Consider the following 19,111-nt stretch of genomic DNA (forward strand, 5'->3'; position numbering starts at 1 on the left):
CTCCGAGTGCAAGGAGTGGCATGTCCACGGATACGGCTCCCGCCTGGTCCTTCCGGCACCACTGGATGGCGCACACGGCCACCCACGCGTTGATGCGGCCCGACCGGCCCGCCCTGCGCCACCTGGGCGTCACCACCACCTGGGCCCAGCTCTCCCGGCGCTCGCTGCAACTGGCCGCCGCGCTCGCCGGCCGAGGCGTACGGGAAGGGGACAGGGTCGCCACGCTCACCCTGAACCACCCGTGGTTCGTGGAGAGCGTCCTCGCCGCCAACAGCCTCGGTGCCATGGCGGTACCCCTCAACTTCCGCCTCGCGCCACCGGAACTGGACGGCATCCTCGCCGACTGCACACCCGCCGCCCTCGTGGTCGACGCCCGACTGCTGCCCCAGCTCCGCGACGTCCCCGCGCTCGGCTCCATCGGCACCGTGGTCGTCATCGGCGAACCGGCCGAAGCCACCGGCGAACAGCTCGCCTACGAGGAGTTCCTCGCCGGGCACGAACCGATGGAACTCCCGGACATCGGCGAGGAGTCCACCGCCCTGATCATGTATACGTCCGGGACCACCGGGCGGCCCAAGGGCGTGCTGCTCAGCCACCGCAACATGCAGGTGCAGGCCATCACCTGCATCCAGGCCATGGACATCTTCGACGACTCCGACGTCGGCTTCCTCACCGCCCCGTTCTTCCACATCGCGGGACTGGGCTCGATCGTCGCGAACATCCTCGTCGGCAGCACCGTGGTGATCCACCCGCTCGGCGCCTTCGACCCCGGGGCGGTGCTCGACGCCTACGAACGCGAGGGCGCCACCATCGTCTTCAACGTGCCGCAGCAGTGGGACCTGATCTGCGCCCAGCCCGACATCGCCGCACGCGACCTGAGGCTGCGCGTCATCAGCTGGGGCGCCGCCCCCGCGAGCGACGCGACCCTGCGTGCCATGAGCAGGAGCTTCCCCGAGGCGCTGAACGTCGCGGTGTTCGGCCAGACCGAGACGTCACCCATCACCTGTGTCCTGCGCGGCGAGGACTCGCTGCGCAAACTCGGCTCGGTGGGCAGACCTATCCCGACCGTCCAGTACCGCATCGTCGACGCGGCCATGAACGACGTGCCGGCCGGCGAGGTCGGCGAGATCGTCTACCGAGGCCCCACCGTGACCCAGGGGTACTGGAACCGGCCCGAGGAGACAGCGGAGGCCTTCCACGGAGGGTGGTTCCACTCCGGCGACCTGGTCAGGCAGGACGAAGAGGGGTTCGTCTGGGTCGTCGACCGCAAGAAGGACATGATCATCAGCGGCGGCGAGAACATCTACTGCGCCGAACTGGAGAACGCCATCGCCGAGCACCCCTCGGTGCGGGAGATCGCCGTGGTCGGCCGCCCCGACGAGCGATGGGGGCAGGTTCCGGTCGCGTTCGCCACGGTGGTCCCCGGCACCACCCTGTCGCTGGCCCAGCTCTCCGACTTCCTCGACGGGCGGCTGGCCTCCTTCAAGCTCCCCAAGGACCTGGTGCTGCTCCCCGGGCTGCCGCGCAACGCCGGCGGAAAGGTCGTCAAGGGGAAGCTGGTCCACGGCGACACGTAGCGGTGCGGGCGCCGCGCGGACGCCCGGACGGCTACGGCGACGTCGGCCGCCGCCCGGAGCGGAGCACGAGCAGGGTGATCTCGCTGGGTGCGAAGACGCGGAACGGCGGCCCCCAGAAGCCGGTGCCGCGGCTGGTGTAGAGGAGGGTGCCCTCGCCGTGCCGGGTGAGCCCGGCGAGAGCGGGCTGGTCGATGCGGACCAGGTGGTGGAAGGGCCAGATCTGGCCGCCGTGGGTGTGGCCCGACAACTGGAGGTCCACGCCGCCCGCCGCCGCCCGGTCGACGAACTTGGGCTGGTGGGCCAGGAGCAGCACCGGGTGGCCGGGATCGGCGCCGTCGAGGGCTCCGGCCAGGTGCGCGCGGTGGCCCACGAGGCCCGAGGACTCGGCGGTGACGTCGTCCACCCCGGCGACCACGAGGGTGTCACCGCCGCGTTCGAGCAGCAGATGGCGGTTGCGCAGCGGCTCCCAGCCCAGCTCGTCCATCAGGTCGACCCAGCCCTGGGCCTCGCTGTAGTACTCGTGGTTGCCCGTCACGTAGACCCGGGCCCGGGTGGCCCGCACCGTGCCGAGCGGGGCGGCCTGCGCGCGGCGGCGTTCGGCCGTGCCGTCCGCGATGTCCCCGGTGTGGCAGACCAGGTCGGCCTCCAGCGTGTTGACCGTCTCGCAGACCCGGGCCGACCAGCGGGCACGGTCGAGCGGACCGTAGTGGGTGTCGGTGATGAGGACGACGCGCGTACCGTCCAGCCCGGCCCCCAGACGCGGCAGGTGTACGTCGAGGCTGCGCACCCGGGGCACGCGGCGGGCCTCTGCGTACCCCCAGGCGAGGAGCGCGGCGGTGGTGCCGAGGACCGCCCAGGTGACGATCCGGGCCCGCTCCTGCCCGTCGCCGACGCCCGCCAGGGCCAGGGCCGGCCGCAGCAGGACGTTGAGCAGGACGGACCAGGTGAACAGGACCCAGACCGCGCCCAGCAGGGTGTCCCCGACGATCGCCGCCCGGTCCTGCTGCCGTCGGCCGTGGCCGCGCATCATCGCGAGGGGCATGACGAGCAGGCCCGCCGCGAACACGGCCGTACCGGCCGGTGCGGCGGGGAAGGGCCAGTGCTGGCCGGCGTACAGCAGCAGCCAGCAGGGCACGGCCCAGAGCAGGACGGGCGCGATCAGGGGGAGGTAGCGCATCAGGCGGTGCAGCCCGCTCGGCCGGGAGCCGGGCGCCGCACCGTCGGCGGATCGGGTCTCGCTGGTGTCGGTCACACTTCCCCTTCGCCGTCAACCGGGCTGTCGTCGCGCGCACTTTATCCGGTCGCCCCGGGCCGTTCGGAGGCAGTCCGGGTACCGGAACCGGGCAGGGAACCCGCACACGGACGGCGAGCGGCGGAACGCGGGACGAACGGACGGCCGCCCCGACCGTACGGACGCACGGAACGCGCAGCCCCCCGGCCCCGGTCGGCCGAAGGGGGATCTGCCCAAGCGCGCTTCCACCGCCGGACCGGACGCGTACCGTGGGGTGACGATCCGCCGGGAGGACCAGCCCATGAGCGCGCAGCCCGACCACGCACCCACGACGTCCCGCACCCCGGCACCGGGAGCTCCCGCCGCACTCCTCGCCCGGCTGCGCGCCGACCACCGTGCCGCGCAGTGGGTGCCCGCCTTCGAGCGCGAGTGGGCGGCGGCACTGGAGGAGTCCCGCCGGACGTTCTCGCTCGCCGGGCTGTACGAGGTCGTCCAGGACTGGGAGGGCCGCCTCGCCCACGCCCCGGCGGTCGACGCGTTCGTCGCCTCCGGACACGACGACGGCGGGTCGCTCGACATGGCGGAACTGCGCGGCAGGCGCCGGTGACCGGACAGCCCTACGCGGTCCGTCTCTCCGTCCGGGCGGCGAAGGCCCTCGACACCCTGCCCGAGGACGCCGAGCACACGGTGTGGCGAGTCCTGGACGCCGCAGCGGCCGACCCGTGGGGCTTCGGCCCGTGGAACGCCGACGACCCCGCAGCCAAGGACCTGCGCTACGCGTCCGTCGGCCAACTGTCCCTCACCTACTGGGTCGACAGCCCCCTGCGCCGGCTGACGGTCCTGGACGTCGTCCGGCTCGGCGAGGGCACGCCCCGCTGAGCGCAAGACGCACCCCGAGGCACTCCCGGCGGGCGCGCGACCACACCCACGGCACCGCGCGGCACCGGCAGCCACCCGCCGGGTTCCGCCGTTCCGTCAGCCGCTGTCGGCGGCCATCGAAACGAAGGCCTCCCGCATCATCCGGTCGATGCCCCCAGGCCGGCCGGACAGGGAGTCGAAGAGGTCGGCGAGCAGCCACAGCACGAAGCCGTGCACCAGCGCCTCCTCCGGCGGGATCTGCCCGAACCGGTCCCGCCAGGCCACGGTGTCCATACCCATCGCGGCGGCCATGAGCACGCCCGTGACCATCGGCACCTGTGCCGGGTCGGCCAGCTCGAAGGTGGGGAGCTTGCGGATCACGCCCGGAATCAGATCGCCCAGCGGATCGAGCCGTTCCGCGCTGCCGGCCTGCTCCGCGATCAGGTACCCGGTCAGCACACCCACCAGGAAGACCGTCCCCCGGGACACCTCCTCGCGCCCGTAGGCGGCCACCGCCGCCTCGACCCGCTGCTGCGCCTGTCGGCGCTCCTCGGCGGAAGTCCGCTTCTCCAGGACCCGGTACGCGTCCCACGCCGCACGGACCGCCTCGTCCTCCACCACACCTTCACCGCTCATGGGCCGACCGTAGCCGAGACGGCGCACTGTTCGGGAACTCTCCGGCAGGGCGCCACCGAGACGGCCGCGCCGGTGCGGGCCGCCACCACCACCGACGGTCCGCGTGCCCGGGAAGGACGTCTCCCCGGGGCAGTTCACCGAAGCGTCCCGGGCGGCTCCGCACGGCCGGAGGCCACCCTCACCCGCGCGACCGTCGCGCACAGCGGTCCGTACGGGCATCCCGAGGGCGTCTCGCGGTCCCCGACCGCTGCCCCGGGACGCCCCCACCCCTGCCCCGTCTGCCCATGACGGCGCGGGCGGGCCGGACGTAACGTCCAAAGGCCCGGTGCGCATGAGTGCGCCCACGTGGCCGCCCCTCCCGCCCGCTCAGGAAGTCCCGCCGGTGACCCAGCCGCCCCCCGCCGACGACGACGCGGCGAGACCAGCACCCAAGCGCCGGCGCCGTGGTCCGGGACCGTTCACCCTGCTCGTCCTGCCCGGACTGACCGTGCTGCTGGGCGGTGCGGTCTTCCTGGCCTACACCGGGCAGCTGCCGGGGATGGCCGGTGACGGCGAGGGCGTGGTGGCCGCGGACGCGCCGGACCCGGCGACCGGACGCGTGGACCCGTCGTACGTGCCCTGGCTGAAGAAGGCGGCGCAGGAGTGCACCGCCGTCCGGCCCTCCGTGCTCGCCGGGCAGATCGACGCGCACTCCGGCTGGAACCCCGACAGCGCCTCGTTGTCCGAGGCCGAGGGCGTCGCGGGGTTCACCGCCGCGCAGTGGCGCACCTGGGGCAGGGACGACGACGGCAACGGCAGCTCCTCGCCCCGGGACCCGGTGGACGCGATCATGGCGCTCGGGCGGCAGGACTGTGCCCTGGCCGCCGGGATGACGCGGCTGCGGACCCGGGGAACGGTGGCAGGGGAGCTGCTGGACCTCACGCTCGCCGCGCGCTCGGTCGGCGAGAAGGCCGTGGCGGACGCGGGCCGGGTCCCGGACGCGGCCCGCGCCCACGTCCGCCGCGTCGGCAAACTCGCCGCCCAGTACACGGCGTTCGACAAGGCGGCCCCGCTGCCGGGCGCCGAAGCGGCCCCCCGCCAGGGGTACTTGCACTGGCCGCTGCGCACGACCACGGTCAGTTCCGCGTACGGCACCCGCAAGCACCCCCTCAGCGGGGTGACCAAGCTGCACACCGGTGTCGACTTCGCCGCCGACCGGGGTGTTCCGGTCGGCGCGGCGGGCCCGGGGACCGTGGTCTTCGCCGCCCCGACCAAGGCGTACGGCAACCGTGTGGTGATCGACCACGGAGTCGTCGACGGGCGGCGGCTGGAGACGACGTACAGCCATCTGTCCGTGCTGCGCAGCCGGGAGGGGCAGACGGTGACACCGGGGACGGTCGTCGGCGACGTCGGGTCCACGGGGCTGTCCACCGGCCCGCACCTGCACTTCGAGGTGGTGGTGAACGGCTACTACGCCGACCCCATGCCGTGGCTGGACGCGCGGAGCTGATGGACCGACAGGACCGACAGGACCGACGGGGCTGACAGGGCGGTCCGGCGGTCCGTGCTGGACGAGTGTCCGTCCGCGCCGGGGTGGTCAGCCGTTGTCCTGGTACCAGATCGCCGTTCCGTAGGCGAACCACCCGGCGACGTAACTGCTGCCTCCGGCCCATTCCGCCCTGGCGCCCAGGACTTCGTCCGCCCCGTCGGCCGCGGCGTTCACGGAGAGGGAGGAGAAGGCCCCCTCCAGGGAGTTCGCCTTGTCCGACCAGTAGACCGTGCGCTGGTGCCAGCCGGAATCGCGGGACGGGGTGTCGGTGGTGCTGGTCGGAACGGGGAAGGGCAGTCGGTCTCGTCGCGAGGGCATGCCGTGATCGTTTCAGTGGTCCGGTGGCTTTGACCAGGGCCAGGCGCGAACGGGCCGTCCGGAGGAAGGAGTTCAGTCGGCGTAGACCGGTGCGAGATCGATGTAGATGCGCCAGTCCTGTGCCTTGTCGCCGCGGAAGGTGAGGATGTCGGCGTTGGGCACGGTGACCTGTTTGCCGTCCGTCCTCGTGTAGGTGACCTCGGTCTGGACGATGACCGTGTCGCCCGCCTCCCAGGTGCGCAGCAGCCGGTGCGAGAGGCCCGAGAGGGTGGCGAAGAAGTCGGCGACGCCCTGCCGCACCGCGTCGCGGCCGGTCAGCTCGGGGCCGTTGGCGAAGCAGAACACCACGTCCTCGGTCAGATGGGCGACGAACCTGTCCGGGTCGAAGGTGTCGATGTCCCGGAAGATCCGTGCGACGTCGGGGCGCCCTTCCGGTGCGCGGGCACCGGGCACGACGGGTACCGCCGCCCCGGCGTCCCCCTCGCGGGCCGCTGCCTCGCTGCCGGGGCTCGGTGCCGACGGGTGGTCATCGGTGCGGTCCATGGGGCTCTCCTCTGTCCGGTGTCCGGCCGGGACGGGTGAACGCGGTACGAGCAGATGAACGCGGTACGAGCAGGCCGTGGCGCGGCACGGCCGCCCGCAGGACTGCCTACCCCGGGGGTGCGTCGCGGTATGCGCGGTTCACCCGGTGCCTGCAACTCCGCTTCCGTGCGCGTGAATTGGCAGGCACGCCGACGTGGAAGCGGCTCACGGCCGGCGGCCCACGACAGCCCCCGGCGGAGGAAGCGCAGGTCATGGGCCATATTCTGGGTGCGCTCCCGGCGCGGCCGTGGCAGGCTCCACGTATGGCGATCGTTGATGTGGCCCCCGGAATCTCCCTCGCGTACGAGACCTTCGGCGACCCCGGGGACCCCGCTGTCCTCCTCGTGAGCGGCTTCGGATCGCAGCTGCTCGGCTGGCACGAGGACTTCTGCCGGGCGCTGGCGGAGCGCGGCCGGTATGTGATCCGGTACGACAACCGCGACTGCGGGCTGTCCACGAAGTTCGAGGGCCACCCCGTCGACATGGGCAGGTTCATCGCCACGGTGAGTTCGGGCGACATCCCCGCCGCCCTCGCGATGATCCCGTACCGGCTCGGCGACATGGCAGACGACGGCCTCGGCCTGCTCACCGCGCTGGGCATCGGACGCGCCCATGTGGTCGGTGCCTCGATGGGCGGCATGATCGCTCAGACCATGGCCCTGTCCTCCCCGGAGCGGGTGCTGACGCTGACGTCGATGATGTCCTCGACCGGCGAGCCCGAGTACGGCCGGTCGAGCCCGGAGGCCCAGGTGGTGCTGTTCACCCCGAAGCCGGCCGACCGCGAGGGGTACGTCGCGGCGGCGGAGAAGGAGCTGGTGTGGGCGTCCAGAAGGTACGGGGACGCCGCGGTGCTGCGCGCACTGGCCGCCGACAGTTACGACCGCGCCTACTACCCCGAGGGGATCGGCCGGCAGCTCGGCGCGATGATCCTCAGCGGTTCACGCGCGGACGCGCTGCGCGCACTGCGGGTGCCGACACTGGTGGTCCACGGCCTGGACGACACCCTGATCGACCCCAGCGGCGGCGAACGCACCGCGGAACTGGTGCCGGGCGCCGAACTCCTGCTGATCGACGACATGGGCCACGACCGCCCACGCGCACTCTGGCCCCGGCTCATCGACGCGCTGACGGCCCACACGGGCAGGGAGCAGACGCAGCAACAGGTCCGCTGAGGGGGTAATTGAGTGCCGTGGACGAGCCGTGAGGCAGACGTGCGAAGATGCGCCATGCCCGAACTCCTCACAGCACGGCTGCGGTTGCGGCCCTGGCGCGACGACGACCTCGATCCGCTCACCGCGATGCACGCGGACCCGGAGGTGATGCGCTACATCGGCGCAGGCTCCGTACGGACGAGGGAGGAGACGGCGGCCTGGCTGACCCGGATCAGGGCCGACTGGGCGGAGCAGGGCCACGGGCTGTTCGCCGTCGAGCTGCGCGAGACCGGGGAACTGGCCGGCTGGGTGGGCACAGCGGTCCCGCACTTCCTGCCCGAGGTCCTTCCCGCCGTCGAGATCGGCTGGCGCCTTTCCCGCCCCTTCTGGGGCCGCGGCATCGCCACGGAGGGCGCCCGCGCCGCACTGGAGCACGTCTTCGGCCCGGTCGGCCTGGAACGGATCCTGAGCGTCTGCAACGTGGACAACACCGGCTCCGAAGCCGTCATGCGCAAGCTCGGCATGTGTCTGGACCGGGAGACGGTGGTGCCCTCGCACGGCGCACGGGTGCGTGTGTACGCGATGACGCGTGAGGAGTACGAGAAGGCGGGCGGCTGACGCCGAAGCAGGCCGAGGGCCGATTGTCAGTGGTGCCTGGCAGCCTGGGGACATGACCAACGGTGACGAGCAGATACTGCGCGGCCGGGTGTACGGCTGCGACCACGACGCCCCCCATCCGGGCCCGCTTCCGCAGCGGGCGTACGCCGCGCTGATGGGCGGTCCGCTGGACGGACTGCTGCTGGACATCGAGGGCTGGCGGCCCGAGGAGATAGCGGACGGCGCGGCCCTGGTCACCGAGCTGTCCCGGTGGCCCGGCGGCCGGGCCCTGTACGACCCCCGCCCCGGCGAACCCCGCAGGGAGGGCCCCGGGATCGTCTGCCGCTTCCACTACACGGGTGACACCCCCTGAAGCGCACCCCCGTGCCCTGACTCCCTTGCCGATCCCGTGTCGTCCGTGGGCAACCATCCGCACCACTCGATGGTCATGTACGTGCCATCCGTGAAATCCATGAGGCGGATGCGCATGCGCAGCTCCGCCTCGGGACGTTCCCGAGGCGCTGAACATGGGGGAACGCCTTCATGCACCAACGCACCACCGTGGCCGGATTCGCGGGGGCCCTCGCCCTGTCCGTGCTCGCGATGCCGGGGACCGCCCAGGCGGACCAGGCTGCCGGCGACATCAAGATCACGAAGGTGGTGGTCAACGGCGGAAAGGACATCGTCCTGGGGACCACGGGCAGCAAGACGTTCACCATCGCGGTGACGGCCACGGACGACTCGGGCATCGAGGTGGGGAGGACCTTCCCGGTCCTCTGGCACGGTCCCGTCCAGCCGTCCACCGGTGACGTCTACGGTCTCGTGCTGCCCGAGAGCATCGCCGGCACGTGCGTGCGCCACAACGTCACCACGACCACGTGCACGTACACCCTGAAGATGAACCCGCGCATCCACCCCCAGGACAACACGACCGCGGGGATCTGGCACGTGAGTGCCCACGCGAGCGCCAACGACGGTGACTACGTCGGCAAGGACTCCGCTGCCAAGGTGAAGGTCCTGCGCCACTCCCGGCTGACGGTCGACGCCTCGCCGGAACCGGTCAGGAAGAACAGGACCATCACCGTCACGGGCGCCCTGACGCGCGCCGACTGGAAGACCTACAAGTACGGCGGATACGCCAAGCAGCCGGTGAAACTCCAGTTCCTGAAGAAGGGCACCAGCACGTACAGGACCCTCAAGACCGTCACGACGGACAGCCGGGGCAACCTCCGGACGACGACGAAGGCCACGGCGGACGGCTACTTCCGCTACACCTTCGCCGGCACGTCCACGAGCCCGGCGGTCACCTCCGCCGCGGATTACGTCGACGTCCGCTAGCACGCGGCGGGGGCAACCGTCCGTTAGCACGCGGCTGGGTCAGCCGTCCGGGCCGGGCGGCATCCGGCCCGGACGGTTCACCGCCCGACAGCCGACCGGAGTCCGTCTCCAGCGGGTTGTCGGCGGGGCGCGCCTCGGGATCAGACGGTCAGTCGGTCCAGAATGCCGGCCACCTTCTCCGCCTGGAGGAGGAATCCGGCGTGGCTGGCGGTCAGGGTGTGGACGTCGTACGGGTTGTCGGGCGTGCGGGCGTCGGCCTCGGCGATCAGCCGGTCCTGCATGGCCACCGGAAGCGACCGGTCCTCGGTGAGACGGATGTAGGTACGGGCGACGGTGCCCCAGGTTTCGGCACGTACGCGTCCGGTGGGCGGCGCGGTCGGCGGCACACGGGACAGCCCGGTGCCGGCGCGGTGAGCCGCCGAAGGCGAGGAAGAACGCGCGCCACCCGTGTCCAGGCGTGTCGCGGTTCGGTGGCCGAGCGCACCCGGGCCGGTTGCAGCGCCCCCTCTGCCGGCCCGTCAGGGGCAGCACGCGGGGCGGACGCGGTCACCGGAAAGGGGTGCGCGCCGGCGGACGTGGTCGGGCGGCACCCGCAGGGCAGCGCCGTGAGACCGTGGTGGTCTCCTGCGGGTTACTCGACCGGTGCCGGTCGCTGAGCGACGGCGGCGGCGTCTCAGACGGTGCGGAGGCGCACGTAGAGGAAGGACATGACGACACCGTACCGGATCATGTGTGCGAACTTCGCTGCCGTGGCAGTTCAGATCGGGCGCCGCCGGATGCGTGTCACCAGGACCGTCAGCAGGACGGCGGTGAGCGCGAGGAACAGTCCGGCCTCCATCGCCTGGAGGGCCCAGAAGCGGTCGCCGGGCTGGTACTCGTACCAGTCCCTGAGGCCGTTTCGGTGGAGGTAGCCGGGCCACGCGTCGCGGGGCATCCCGGCGGCGAGGGTGTCCGCCTCGACCTGGCTCAGACGGCGGCCGTCCGGGGCGATCAGGCCGTGCCCGAGGACCCGGTCCTGCGGTCCGGGCTGAGCCGCGCGGACATCGGGCGAGGTGGGGTCGAGCGTGACCTGCACGGGTGGGAGCAGCCGCATCCGCAGCCGCGTCTCCACGGGTACGCGTACGGCGAGATAGACCGCGAGCGTCAGCGCCATCGCCGGGAGCGTCCGGCGCACCACGGCCCCGGCCAGCGCGCCGGCCGCGAAGGCGAACAGCGCGTGCGACGGGAACGCCGGGCCCTGGACGGAGAAGGCCATGTCCAGCCGCCCCTTCACCCTGGCGTCGGCCGAGAACCACCACGTGGCCAGCCAGGAGAGGGCGGAGGAGGTCAGCGCGACACCGGCGCCCATCGCGAGCAGCTTCGCGGCGAGCCAGCGGGTGCGCGGCACGGACTGGGACCAGGCGAGTTGCCAGGTGCCCTGCTCGTACTCACGGGCGAGCAGCGGCGCGCCGAGGAACAGCCCGGCGGCGACCGGCAGCGCGAGCAGGAACGGGGCCACGCTGTTGATGTAGGGCTGGTAGCCGTCCGCGATGTCCTGGAGGAAGGGGCTCTGGCAGCCGCTGCGCAGGGTGCGCAGGCACTCCTCGACGCCGGAGGTGGTGAACAGGCGGTGCATGGCGAGGGAGTTGGGGACCAGTACCAGTGCGGTCAGGGCGAGTACGGCCGACATCAGGGCGGCGTCCGCCCGGTGCTGGCGCCAGATCAGCCACTTCATCGCGGGCTCGCCTCCCGCCGGGTGCGGTGTGCGTGGCTCCGCCGGGACTGTTCGAGGTAGGCGTGTACGAGTTCCTCCAGGCCGAGCGGATGCGCCTGCCAGCCGGGGGCCACCGGTCCGTCGCCGGTCCGTGCCACGACGTTGAGGTGCCGGGCGCCGTGGGTGACGGTGAGGACGCCGTCCGAGGAGCGGAGCACGTCGGCGTCGTGCCCGTTGCGGGGACCGACCAGGAGCCGGTGCCCGGCGAGCAGGGCGTCCAGGTCGTCCGCGAGCCGGATCCGGCCGTCGTCGAGGAGGACCAGGTGGTCGCAGACCCGCTCCAGTTCGGTGACGACGTGTGAGGAGAACAGCACGGTGATCGAGTCGTCGGTGACGGCGGTCATCAGGGAGCGCAGGAACTCCCGCCGGGCCAGCGGGTCCAGGCTGGCCAGGGGCTCGTCGAGCACCAGCAGCCGGGGCCGCTTGGCGAGCGCGAGAACGAGGGCGGTCTGCGCCTGCTGGCCGCCGGAGAGCTCGCCCGCCCGGCGCTCCGGCGGGATACCGAGGCCGTCGAGGCGGCGCTCCGCGTACCCCTGGTCCCAGCCGGGATTCAACTCCCTTCCCATGCGCAGCAGTTCACGCACCCTGAAGCGCTGGTAGAGGGGGTGTTCCTGGGCGACGAACCCCACCTGCGCCAGGGCCGCGGCGCTGTCCGTGGCGGCGTCCCTGCCCAGGACCCGGACCGATCCCGCAGTGGGGTGCAGCAGCCCGGCGATCAGCCGCAACAGGGTGGTCTTTCCCGCCCCGTTGGGGCCCACCAGGGCGACCACCCGGCCCGTTGGGAGATCGAGGTCGCAGTCGGCGAGGGCGAGCAGCCTGCCGTACCGCTGGGTGAGACCCCGGACGCTGACGACGATGTCGCTGCTCATGCCGCGCCCTCCGCGTCCTCCGGCCCCTCCGTGTCCTCAGCTCCGTCTCCGTCGGCCGCGCCGACGCGTCGTACGGCCGCGATCAGCGCGGTCACATCGGCCTCGCCGAGACCTGCCGCCTCCGCCCTGCGCAGCCAGTTCTCCAGATCGCGGCGCAGTACCGCGTAACTGCCCGAAGGCACCGCCGTACGGGGCGACTCGGCGACGAAGGTGCCCAGGCCGGGCCGCCCCAGCACCAGCCCTTCGTGTTCGAGCTGGCGGTACGCCTTGGCCACGGTGTTCGGATTGATGGCCAGCTCGGCGACCACCTCACGGATCACCGGCAGCCTGTCACCGGGCAGCAGATAGCCCAACAGCAGTGCTCCGCGCACCTGATGGACCAGTTGCAGATAGGGCGGGACTCCTGACGCGGAGTCCTGGTGGAAGACGAACATGGCGTCCCTCCATGAATCTGCCGCTTCCCTAGGGAGCTAGTAAAAGTAGGCAGAAGAGCGACCCGGTGCGTCAAGACGTCTGCACCGGGTGCCTGAAGCGGGGCCCCTTCTCCGGCTCCGGCGGCCGGGTGGGCGCGGGTGTGCGGGTGCGGGCGCGCGGGTGCGGCTGCGGGCGCGCGGCAGTGCCTCGGTAGCCTGCCCGGATGAGAGCGCGCATTCCGGGAGATCTGCTGGCTGTTGCCGACGCCGTGCTTCCGGGTCAGGACCTGTCCGCGGCGGTGCCGGCGCGGGGCGGCTCGCACGAGGTGGTTCTCCTGCCCGGTACCGCGGTGGTCCGGATCGCCCACAACCCCACCGCCGTCGCTGCCCTGTCGCGTCGTACGGAGCTTCTGCGCCGGCTCGCGGACCTCGACCTGCCGTTCACGGTCCCGAGGCCGCTGTCCGCCGTGATGACCGTCGAGGGCCGTACCGCGGTTGCCCTGTCCTGGGTCGAGGGTGCGCCGTGTCCCAAGGGCGAGGGCGGTGAACCGAAGGAACTGGCGGGTCTGCTGGATTGTCTGCGCGACATCGACTGCGACCCGCTCGCGGACGTTCTCGGGGCTCCGCACGAGTACGCGGGCGGTGACCGCTGGGCCGAGGTGATGATGGGCGAAGTCGTTCCGCGGCTGCCGCAGGCGTGGCGTCCGGAGGCCGAGCGGCGGTTGCGGGCGGCGCTCGACCTGCGCTGGGAGCGGCCGTCCTTGGTGCACGGCGATCTGGCCGGGTCGAACATGCACTGGGACGACCGTGGACGACTCGTCGGGGTGCTGGACTGGGACCTCGCGTCCTCGTTCGACCCGGCTGTTGATGCCGCTTGCCTGTTCTGGCACGGCTGGGACAAGGTCCGCGGCGCGGTCGACGGGGAAACCCTCCGGCGGGCCTGTGCCTGGGTCCTCACCTTCGGCCTCGAACAGCCTGCCTTCGCGATCCTCAACAACGCGCCGGAGCAGGAGGTGGCGAGCGCGATCGACGCGACGACCGCCTGGCTGGAGCGCTCGGCGGCCTGGGACCTGCCGGTGAAGTGAGCGCTCCGGCGGGTGGCGGCGAACTCGGGGGCTCACACCCCCCGGGGCCTCGTCTTCGGTGCCGTCGCCTACCTACCTGCCGGCCAGGCTCGCCCACCACGCTCTCACCTGCGTGCACCGCTCTTGCCCACGCACACCGCTCTCGCCTGCGTACACCGCTCTCACCCACGTACACCGTCGAACGGCGGCACACTCCCGCACCATGGTCACCACGCACCCCCAAGAGGAGATCCCGACATGACGACCCTCCCCAGCACCGACGCGGACATCGAGCTGCTCCACGCAGCCGTCGCCGTCGCCCGCCGCTCCCGCGAGGCGGGGAACCACCCCTTCGGGGCCCTGCTCACCGGCCCCGACAACAAGATCCTGCTGGAGGCCGAGAACACCGTCACCACCGGACGCGACGCCACCGGTCACGCCGAGACCAACCTCGTCCGGCTGGCCACCGCGAAGTACGACGCGGACTTCCTGCGCACCTGCACCCTCTACACCAGCACCGAGCCCTGCGCGATGTGCTCCGGAGCGATCTACTGGGGTGGCATCGGCCGCGTCGTCTACGCCCTCGGCGAGGACGAACTCCTGGCCATCACCGGCGCCAACGCGGAGAACCCCACCATGGCCCTGCCCTGCCGCGACGTCTTCGCCGCCGGGCAGCGCGACCTGCCGGTCATCGGTCCGGTCGACCTCGACGGGGCCCGCGAGGTGCACCGGGGCTTCTGGAACTGACCCCGGGCGGTCTCCGGCAACGTACCGCTGCCCAGGGGTTCGAGGACTCCTGGGCAGGCCCGTTGTTCAGCGGAGCGTGATGACGTTGCCCGTCAGGAGCGCGGCGTCGTCCGAGGTGAGGAACACGATGGTCCTGGCGACGTCGGACGGGTTCGCGACATGGAAGTGCGTGCTGCTCTCCGCGACGAACCGGCGGACGTCGTCCGTGATCCATCCGGTGTCGGTGACCGGGGGATGCACGACGTTGGCGGTGACGCCGAGATCGCCCAGCTCCGCGGCGGCGGACAAGGTGTAGTTGACCTGGGCTGCCTTCGCGGCTCCGTAGGAGACCTCACCGGGAAAGCCGAGGTCCCCGCCCGAGGTCAGGCCCACGATGCGGCCCCAGCTCGCACCGCGGTCGCGGTGGCGCCGGGCGAGTTCGGCGATCAGCAGGGCCGGTGCCATGGCATCGACGGCGAACTGCTGGGTCCACGTCTCGGCGGTGACCGTGCGCAGCGGCCGGCCGAACCGGTCGGCCGGCTCGGGTGCGAAGGAGTCCTGGATCCAGCCGGACGCGTTGTTGACCAGGATGTCGACCGCGCCCAGACTCCGTTCGGCCGCGTCGAAGATCGTCGCCGCTGCTGCCGGGTCCCTGAGATCGGCCTCCAGCGCCTCGGCCCGGCCTCCCGCCTCGCGGATCTCCGTGACGATTCCCTCTGCGGCCGTCGGCCGGACAGGCGGCGGGCCGTCCGTCGGTTCCCCGTCGGGTTCGCCCAGGTAGGTGCAGAGCACGGCCACTCCGCGCGCGGCGAGCGCCCTGGCCACCGCCGCTCCGATCCCGTGGTTGGCACCGGTCACGACGGCGACGTGCTGCGTTCGTGGTGTAAGGGGCATGCCCGAGTATGAGCAGAGCGGGCGAGCACCTCGCCACAGGTTTTCCGGTGCGCCGCAGGCCCCCGGAGCGGTGCCTCCCGCGGATCCGGGCGGTGCCGCAGGGGTGCGATTGGTGCGCGATACGGGCGTTCCGCGAGCGGAGCGGGTAGGCGGCAGTGAGCATGGGGTGCGCGGAACGGCGTACCGCAGGAACCGCACGTATCGACCAGTGACAGGAGACCGCCGGTGAGGCTCGATCTGACAGGACGCACGGTGCTGGTGACCGGATCCACGCAGGGCATTGGCCTCGCGATCGCCACCGGCCTGGCGCAGGCAGGGGCGCGCGTGGGCGTCAACGGGCGCGACGGGGCCCGCGTCGAGAAGGCGATCCGGCAGATCGCCGAGCGGGTGCCCGACGCCGACCTTGTGGCGGCCCCCGCCGACGTGGCGACGCCCGAAGGCGTCGAGGAGGTCGCCGGCCGGCTCCCCGACCTCGATGTCCTCGTCAACAACCTCGGCATCTTCGGCGCCAAGCCGGCCCTGGAGATCACCGACGAGGAGTGGCGGCGCTACTTCGAGATCAACGTCCTTTCGGCCGTCCGCCTCACCCGGCGGTTCCTGCCGGGAATGCGGGAGCGCGGCTGGGGCCGGGTGCAGTACATCGCCAGCGACTCGGCGGTGGTGACCCCCGCCGAGATGATTCATTACGGGGTGTCCAAGACGGCCCTGCTCGCCGTCGGCCGCGGATTCGCCAAGGAAGCGGCGGGCAGCGGCGTCACGGTGAACACCGTACTGGCGGGCCCCACCCACACCGAGGGCGTGGAGGACTTCGTGTACGAACTCGTTGACGCGGACCTCCCCTGGGAGGAGGCGCAGCGCACCTTCATGCGCGAACACCGGCCGCAGTCGCTCCTCCAGCGGCTCATCGAACCCGACGAGATCGCGAACATGGTCGTCTACCTCGCCTCACCGCTGGCATCGGCGACGACGGGCGGCGCGCTGCGGGTGGACGGCGGATACGTGGACTCGATCCTGCCGTAGGGCGAGTGGGGTGAGTGGGGCGAGCAGGGCGCGTGGGGCGTCGCCCCCGCTGGTTCTCGTACGGGTGTCGCCGGGCGGAGGGTAGAGGCCGCGGACGGGCCGACGTGCGCGAGCGCGCGACCGGGAGGATCGTGGACGTATGACATTCACCCCCGTCCCACCGACGGAAACCCCGCCGGCCGAGGGATCGACCGCAGAAGCGCACGAGGAGCGGCACGACGGCGGAATCTGGGAGCACCCGCGATGGATGCTCGCACTCATCGTCATCGGCACGGTCCTGGTGGCCGGCTTCTTCGTGGCACGCATCGCGGGCCTCTAGCCTCTCGCGGTACATATCGCGGGCGTCCGGCGTGGCCCCGCCCGCGTGACGACCGTCGCGGGCCGGTGTCCCGGAGACGACCGACGGCCGTCGGCCCGCCCGTGTCCGAACCGACGCGGAGCTGGACCCGGTGCGTCGGGTCTGCACGCCTGCCGAGCGGCGCATCCCCGCCCGGACTCGTGCGTCGGGTCTGCACGCCTGCCGAGCGGCGCATCCCCGCCCGGTCCTGTGCGTCGGGTCTGCACGCCTGCCGGGCGGCGCATCCCTGCCCGGTCCCGCCCTGCGGGCCCGTGCGCCCGCTGGGCCGCCGCGCACCCCCACCTGGACCCCGCCCCCCGCCGGGCCGCGCATCCCCGCCCGAACCAGGGCCGCACCAGCACGCCCGCAGCCCCCGCACGCAGGGGTAGGCCGACGGCGCGGCCTATAGTCGATCACATGAGTCGTTGGCAGGAACTGACCGGTGGAACGTCCGGGAGCGAATACGCCGCGCGCTTCGAGGCGCTGGCCCGGGGCGGTAAGGACGTTCACGGCGAGGCCGCGTTCTGTGCGGCCCTCGTGCCCGCCGGAGCGCGGGTGCTCGATGCCGGCTGCGGCACCGGCAGAGTCATGATCCGGCTGTCGGAACTCGGGTACGACTGCGTCGGCGTCGACCTGGACGACTCGATGCTGGACGTGGCGCGGGCGCAGGCGCCCGAACTGCCCTGGTTCCGGGCCGACCTCACCGAGTTCGATCCGGACCTGCTCGGTGTCGCCGCCGACTTCGATCTCGTGGTCGCCGCAGGCAATGTCCTGCCGCTGCTCACTCCCGGGACGGAGGCCAAGGCGGTCCACCGCCTGGCCGCGGCCCTGCGTCCCGGCGGTCTGCTGGTCGCGGGCTTCGGGCTGGACGCCGCCCACCTGCCCGTGCCGCCCACCATCACCCTGCCCGAGTACGACGACAGCTGCGCCGCGGCCGGCCTGTCGCTCGTCGACCGATTCGCCACCTGGGACGCCGCCCCGTACGACGGCGGCGGCTACGCGGTCAGCGTCCATCGCCTCGACGCCTGAACCGAGCGAGTCGAGCCGGTCAAGGGACGACGTGCCGATGAGGGCCACGTCGTCCGCTCGAGTTGTCCGACGCCTGCCGACGCCTGCCGACACCTGTTGCGCGGTCGAACTGGCTAGGGCGGCAAAGGAGTTGCCGGGGCTCCGCCGTCGACACCGTGCCCGTGAGCAGGGCGCCCGGAGCACCCGTTGACGGCGGAGAGGGGGCGGCGCGTGCGTCGTGTGGTGAGCGCCGCCCGGCAGGTCAGCGTCCCAGCTGGGCGTCGAGCCAGGTCAGGATCTCGGGGGTCACGGCGTCGGTGATGTCCGAGAACTCGCCGTGCTTCGTGAGGAACTTGGCGACGTACGGGCAGACGGGGACGATCCGCAGCCCGGACTTCCGTACGTCGGTCAGCGCCTGGTCGACCAGGACCGAGGCCAGTCCCTGACCGGCGTAGGCGTCGTCGATCTCGGTGTGGAAGAAGACGCGCTGGTCGCCGCGGTCGCGGTAGGCGGTCAGGCCGGCGCGCTTGTCGGCGACGGCGATCTCGTAGCGGTGGCGGGCGTCGACGTGGTGAACGACGGGTGCGGTGGTCTGCTCGTCCATGACGGGCCTTTCGGGGAGAGGGAATTGGGGAGAGAGGTCGGTGGCCGGGGGAGGGGCTCAGCGGCGCGGCGGGTTCTTGAGCGGTCAGCGGCGCGGCGGGTTCTTGCGCGGGGCGATGGTGGCGTTCGGCAGGGCGGGGGCGGGCAGCCGGTCGCCGGGGTAGTGGTCGACGCTGCCGAAGCGGTCGGAGGCCCGCTCCCACTCCTCGCGCGCCTCGACGATGTCCTGGTGGCTGCGGCCGATGAAGTTCCACCACAATCCAAGCGCTTCACCGCTTTCCGCAGACCAGAAGCCTCTTGGGTCATCAGCTGTCAGCAAATCGTCAGCATCGTACCTGGAGAGTCGGCAACGTCATGGCTACCAAATCCCTCGCCCACGGCATGGGCACCTTCTTCAAGGGCTGTGCCCATCCGAAGCCGCGGTGGTCGAAGTGCCCCCACCCGTACAAGATCCAGTTCCGCGACGCTGCCGGAAAACAGCGCGTGGAGTCCGGGTTCGAGACCGACGTGTTGGCCATTGCGCGTTTGACGGAAATCTACAACGCGAAGCGGGCTGCTCCGGGCCGGGCGAGCCGGGCGTCACGGGTGGCGAAGTACGGGGCGATGCG

General features: G+C 72.1%; 22 protein-coding genes and 3 pseudogenes. 14 read left to right on the top strand and 11 right to left on the bottom strand.

All coding sequences use genetic code 11. The annotated features are described in order from the left end of the window. Window positions 1-20 precede the first annotated feature (20 nt). On the top strand, window positions 21-1,577 hold the full coding sequence (locus ACFYVL_RS41920; protein ID WP_389254914.1) for an AMP-binding protein: 1,557 nt from the start codon (window positions 21-23) through the stop codon (window positions 1,575-1,577). A 31-nt stretch (window positions 1,578-1,608) separates the two neighbouring features. Here the strand turns inward: ACFYVL_RS41920 and ACFYVL_RS41925 are convergent, their stop codons facing one another. Then, window positions 1,609-2,829, bottom strand: coding sequence for a metallophosphoesterase (locus ACFYVL_RS41925; protein ID WP_389254916.1), 1,221 nt, complete (start codon window positions 2,827-2,829; stop codon window positions 1,609-1,611). Between the two features lie 280 nt (window positions 2,830-3,109). Here ACFYVL_RS41925 and ACFYVL_RS41930 point away from each other — a divergent pair, with 280 nt between their 5' ends. Together ACFYVL_RS41930 and ACFYVL_RS41935 are read left to right on the top strand one after the other, a co-directional pair. Continuing rightward, window positions 3,110-3,415, top strand: a complete 306-nt coding sequence (locus ACFYVL_RS41930; protein WP_389254918.1) for a DUF6247 family protein — start codon at window positions 3,110-3,112, stop codon at window positions 3,413-3,415. Then, window positions 3,412-3,687, top strand: a complete 276-nt coding sequence (locus ACFYVL_RS41935; RefSeq protein WP_389254920.1) for a hypothetical protein — start codon at window positions 3,412-3,414, stop codon at window positions 3,685-3,687. The genes ACFYVL_RS41930 and ACFYVL_RS41935 overlap by 4 nt, the downstream gene beginning before the upstream one ends. 96 nt (window positions 3,688-3,783) lie before the next feature. Here ACFYVL_RS41935 and ACFYVL_RS41940 read toward each other — a convergent pair whose 3' ends face one another. Next, window positions 3,784-4,302 (bottom strand): hypothetical protein, encoded by a 519-nt coding sequence (locus ACFYVL_RS41940; RefSeq protein ID WP_389254922.1) that lies wholly within the window; start codon window positions 4,300-4,302, stop codon window positions 3,784-3,786. Between the two features lie 331 nt (window positions 4,303-4,633). Between ACFYVL_RS41940 and ACFYVL_RS41945 the strand changes: the two genes are divergently transcribed. Beyond that, the gene (locus ACFYVL_RS41945) at window positions 4,634-5,791 is read left to right on the top strand and encodes a M23 family metallopeptidase (RefSeq protein ID WP_389254924.1); all 1,158 of its coding nucleotides are present in this window, start codon (window positions 4,634-4,636) and stop codon (window positions 5,789-5,791) included. Between the two features lie 87 nt (window positions 5,792-5,878). On the opposite strand, the gene ACFYVL_RS41950 is transcribed toward ACFYVL_RS41945, so the two are convergent. Together ACFYVL_RS41950 and ACFYVL_RS41955 are read right to left on the bottom strand one after the other, a co-directional pair. After that, on the bottom strand, window positions 5,879-6,148 hold the full coding sequence (locus ACFYVL_RS41950) for a hypothetical protein (protein ID WP_389254926.1): 270 nt from the start codon (window positions 6,146-6,148) through the stop codon (window positions 5,879-5,881). A 72-nt stretch (window positions 6,149-6,220) separates the two neighbouring features. Continuing rightward, a complete protein-coding gene (locus tag ACFYVL_RS41955; RefSeq protein ID WP_389254928.1) occupies window positions 6,221-6,691 on the bottom strand; it encodes a nuclear transport factor 2 family protein in 471 nt (156 codons plus the stop codon). A 302-nt stretch (window positions 6,692-6,993) separates the two neighbouring features. Here ACFYVL_RS41955 and ACFYVL_RS41960 point away from each other — a divergent pair, with 302 nt between their 5' ends. The 4 genes from ACFYVL_RS41960 (at window position 6,994) to ACFYVL_RS41975 (ending at window position 9,816) form a co-directional block, all read left to right on the top strand. Further along, window positions 6,994-7,902, top strand: coding sequence for an alpha/beta fold hydrolase (locus ACFYVL_RS41960; RefSeq protein WP_389254930.1), 909 nt, complete (start codon window positions 6,994-6,996; stop codon window positions 7,900-7,902). A 54-nt stretch (window positions 7,903-7,956) separates the two neighbouring features. Continuing rightward, window positions 7,957-8,499, top strand: a complete 543-nt coding sequence (locus ACFYVL_RS41965) for a GNAT family N-acetyltransferase (protein ID WP_389254932.1) — start codon at window positions 7,957-7,959, stop codon at window positions 8,497-8,499. A 52-nt stretch (window positions 8,500-8,551) separates the two neighbouring features. Then, the gene (locus tag ACFYVL_RS41970) at window positions 8,552-8,851 is read left to right on the top strand and encodes a hypothetical protein (protein ID WP_389254934.1); all 300 of its coding nucleotides are present in this window, start codon (window positions 8,552-8,554) and stop codon (window positions 8,849-8,851) included. A 170-nt stretch (window positions 8,852-9,021) separates the two neighbouring features. Beyond that, window positions 9,022-9,816 (top strand): DUF5707 domain-containing protein, encoded by a 795-nt coding sequence (locus tag ACFYVL_RS41975; protein WP_389254936.1) that lies wholly within the window; start codon window positions 9,022-9,024, stop codon window positions 9,814-9,816. Between the two features lie 140 nt (window positions 9,817-9,956). Here ACFYVL_RS41975 and ACFYVL_RS41980 read toward each other — a convergent pair whose 3' ends face one another. From ACFYVL_RS41980 to ACFYVL_RS41995, 4 genes and pseudogenes are all read right to left on the bottom strand, one after another. After that, window positions 9,957-10,202: a hypothetical protein gene (locus ACFYVL_RS41980; RefSeq protein ID WP_389254938.1), complete on the bottom strand. Its 246-nt coding sequence runs from the start codon at window positions 10,200-10,202 to the stop codon at window positions 9,957-9,959. Between the two features lie 371 nt (window positions 10,203-10,573). Next, entirely contained in the window at window positions 10,574-11,530 is a 957-nt protein-coding gene (locus tag ACFYVL_RS41985) for an ABC transporter permease subunit (protein ID WP_389254940.1), read from the bottom strand. Then, window positions 11,527-12,345, bottom strand: a pseudogene (locus tag ACFYVL_RS41990) (ABC transporter ATP-binding protein); the annotation flags it as partial. The pseudogene ACFYVL_RS41990 and the gene ACFYVL_RS41985, both read right to left, overlap by 4 nt. A gap of 89 nt (window positions 12,346-12,434) precedes the next feature. Next, window positions 12,435-12,872 carry a GntR family transcriptional regulator gene (locus ACFYVL_RS41995; RefSeq protein ID WP_389254942.1) on the bottom strand — a complete coding sequence of 146 codons (438 nt, stop codon included), beginning with the start codon at window positions 12,870-12,872 and terminating at the stop codon, window positions 12,435-12,437. Between the two features lie 203 nt (window positions 12,873-13,075). On the opposite strand from ACFYVL_RS41995, the gene ACFYVL_RS42000 reads away from it, so the two are divergent. Continuing rightward, window positions 13,076-13,936, top strand: coding sequence for a phosphotransferase family protein (locus ACFYVL_RS42000; protein ID WP_389254944.1), 861 nt, complete (start codon window positions 13,076-13,078; stop codon window positions 13,934-13,936). 237 nt (window positions 13,937-14,173) lie between these two features. Beyond that, window positions 14,174-14,662, top strand: a complete 489-nt coding sequence (locus ACFYVL_RS42005) for a nucleoside deaminase (protein WP_389254946.1) — start codon at window positions 14,174-14,176, stop codon at window positions 14,660-14,662. 66 nt (window positions 14,663-14,728) lie between these two features. Here the strand turns inward: ACFYVL_RS42005 and ACFYVL_RS42010 are convergent, their stop codons facing one another. Then, complete coding sequence (locus ACFYVL_RS42010) at window positions 14,729-15,535, bottom strand: SDR family oxidoreductase (RefSeq protein WP_389254948.1); 807 nt, start codon at window positions 15,533-15,535, stop codon at window positions 14,729-14,731. A gap of 225 nt (window positions 15,536-15,760) precedes the next feature. Here ACFYVL_RS42010 and ACFYVL_RS42015 point away from each other — a divergent pair, with 225 nt between their 5' ends. From ACFYVL_RS42015 to ACFYVL_RS42025, 3 genes are all read left to right on the top strand, one after another. After that, entirely contained in the window at window positions 15,761-16,555 is a 795-nt protein-coding gene (locus tag ACFYVL_RS42015; RefSeq protein WP_389254950.1) for an SDR family NAD(P)-dependent oxidoreductase, read from the top strand. Between the two features lie 139 nt (window positions 16,556-16,694). Next, window positions 16,695-16,874: a DUF6480 family protein gene (locus tag ACFYVL_RS42020; protein WP_389254952.1), complete on the top strand. Its 180-nt coding sequence runs from the start codon at window positions 16,695-16,697 to the stop codon at window positions 16,872-16,874. Between the two features lie 435 nt (window positions 16,875-17,309). After that, a complete protein-coding gene (locus ACFYVL_RS42025) occupies window positions 17,310-17,921 on the top strand; it encodes a class I SAM-dependent methyltransferase (protein ID WP_389254954.1) in 612 nt (203 codons plus the stop codon). 241 nt (window positions 17,922-18,162) lie between these two features. On the opposite strand, the gene ACFYVL_RS42030 is transcribed toward ACFYVL_RS42025, so the two are convergent. Beyond that, window positions 18,163-18,504: a GNAT family N-acetyltransferase gene (locus tag ACFYVL_RS42030; protein ID WP_389254956.1), complete on the bottom strand. Its 342-nt coding sequence runs from the start codon at window positions 18,502-18,504 to the stop codon at window positions 18,163-18,165. A gap of 84 nt (window positions 18,505-18,588) precedes the next feature. After that, window positions 18,589-18,774: pseudogene (locus ACFYVL_RS42035) on the bottom strand (pirin family protein); the annotation flags it as partial. A gap of 83 nt (window positions 18,775-18,857) precedes the next feature. On the opposite strand from ACFYVL_RS42035, the pseudogene ACFYVL_RS42040 reads away from it, so the two are divergent. Continuing rightward, window positions 18,858-19,111 (top strand): annotated as a pseudogene (locus ACFYVL_RS42040) (site-specific integrase); the annotation flags it as partial.

This window comes from Streptomyces sp. NPDC004111, assembly GCF_042874215.1.
In the GTDB taxonomy this organism is placed as follows: domain Bacteria; phylum Actinomycetota; class Actinomycetes; order Streptomycetales; family Streptomycetaceae; genus Streptomyces.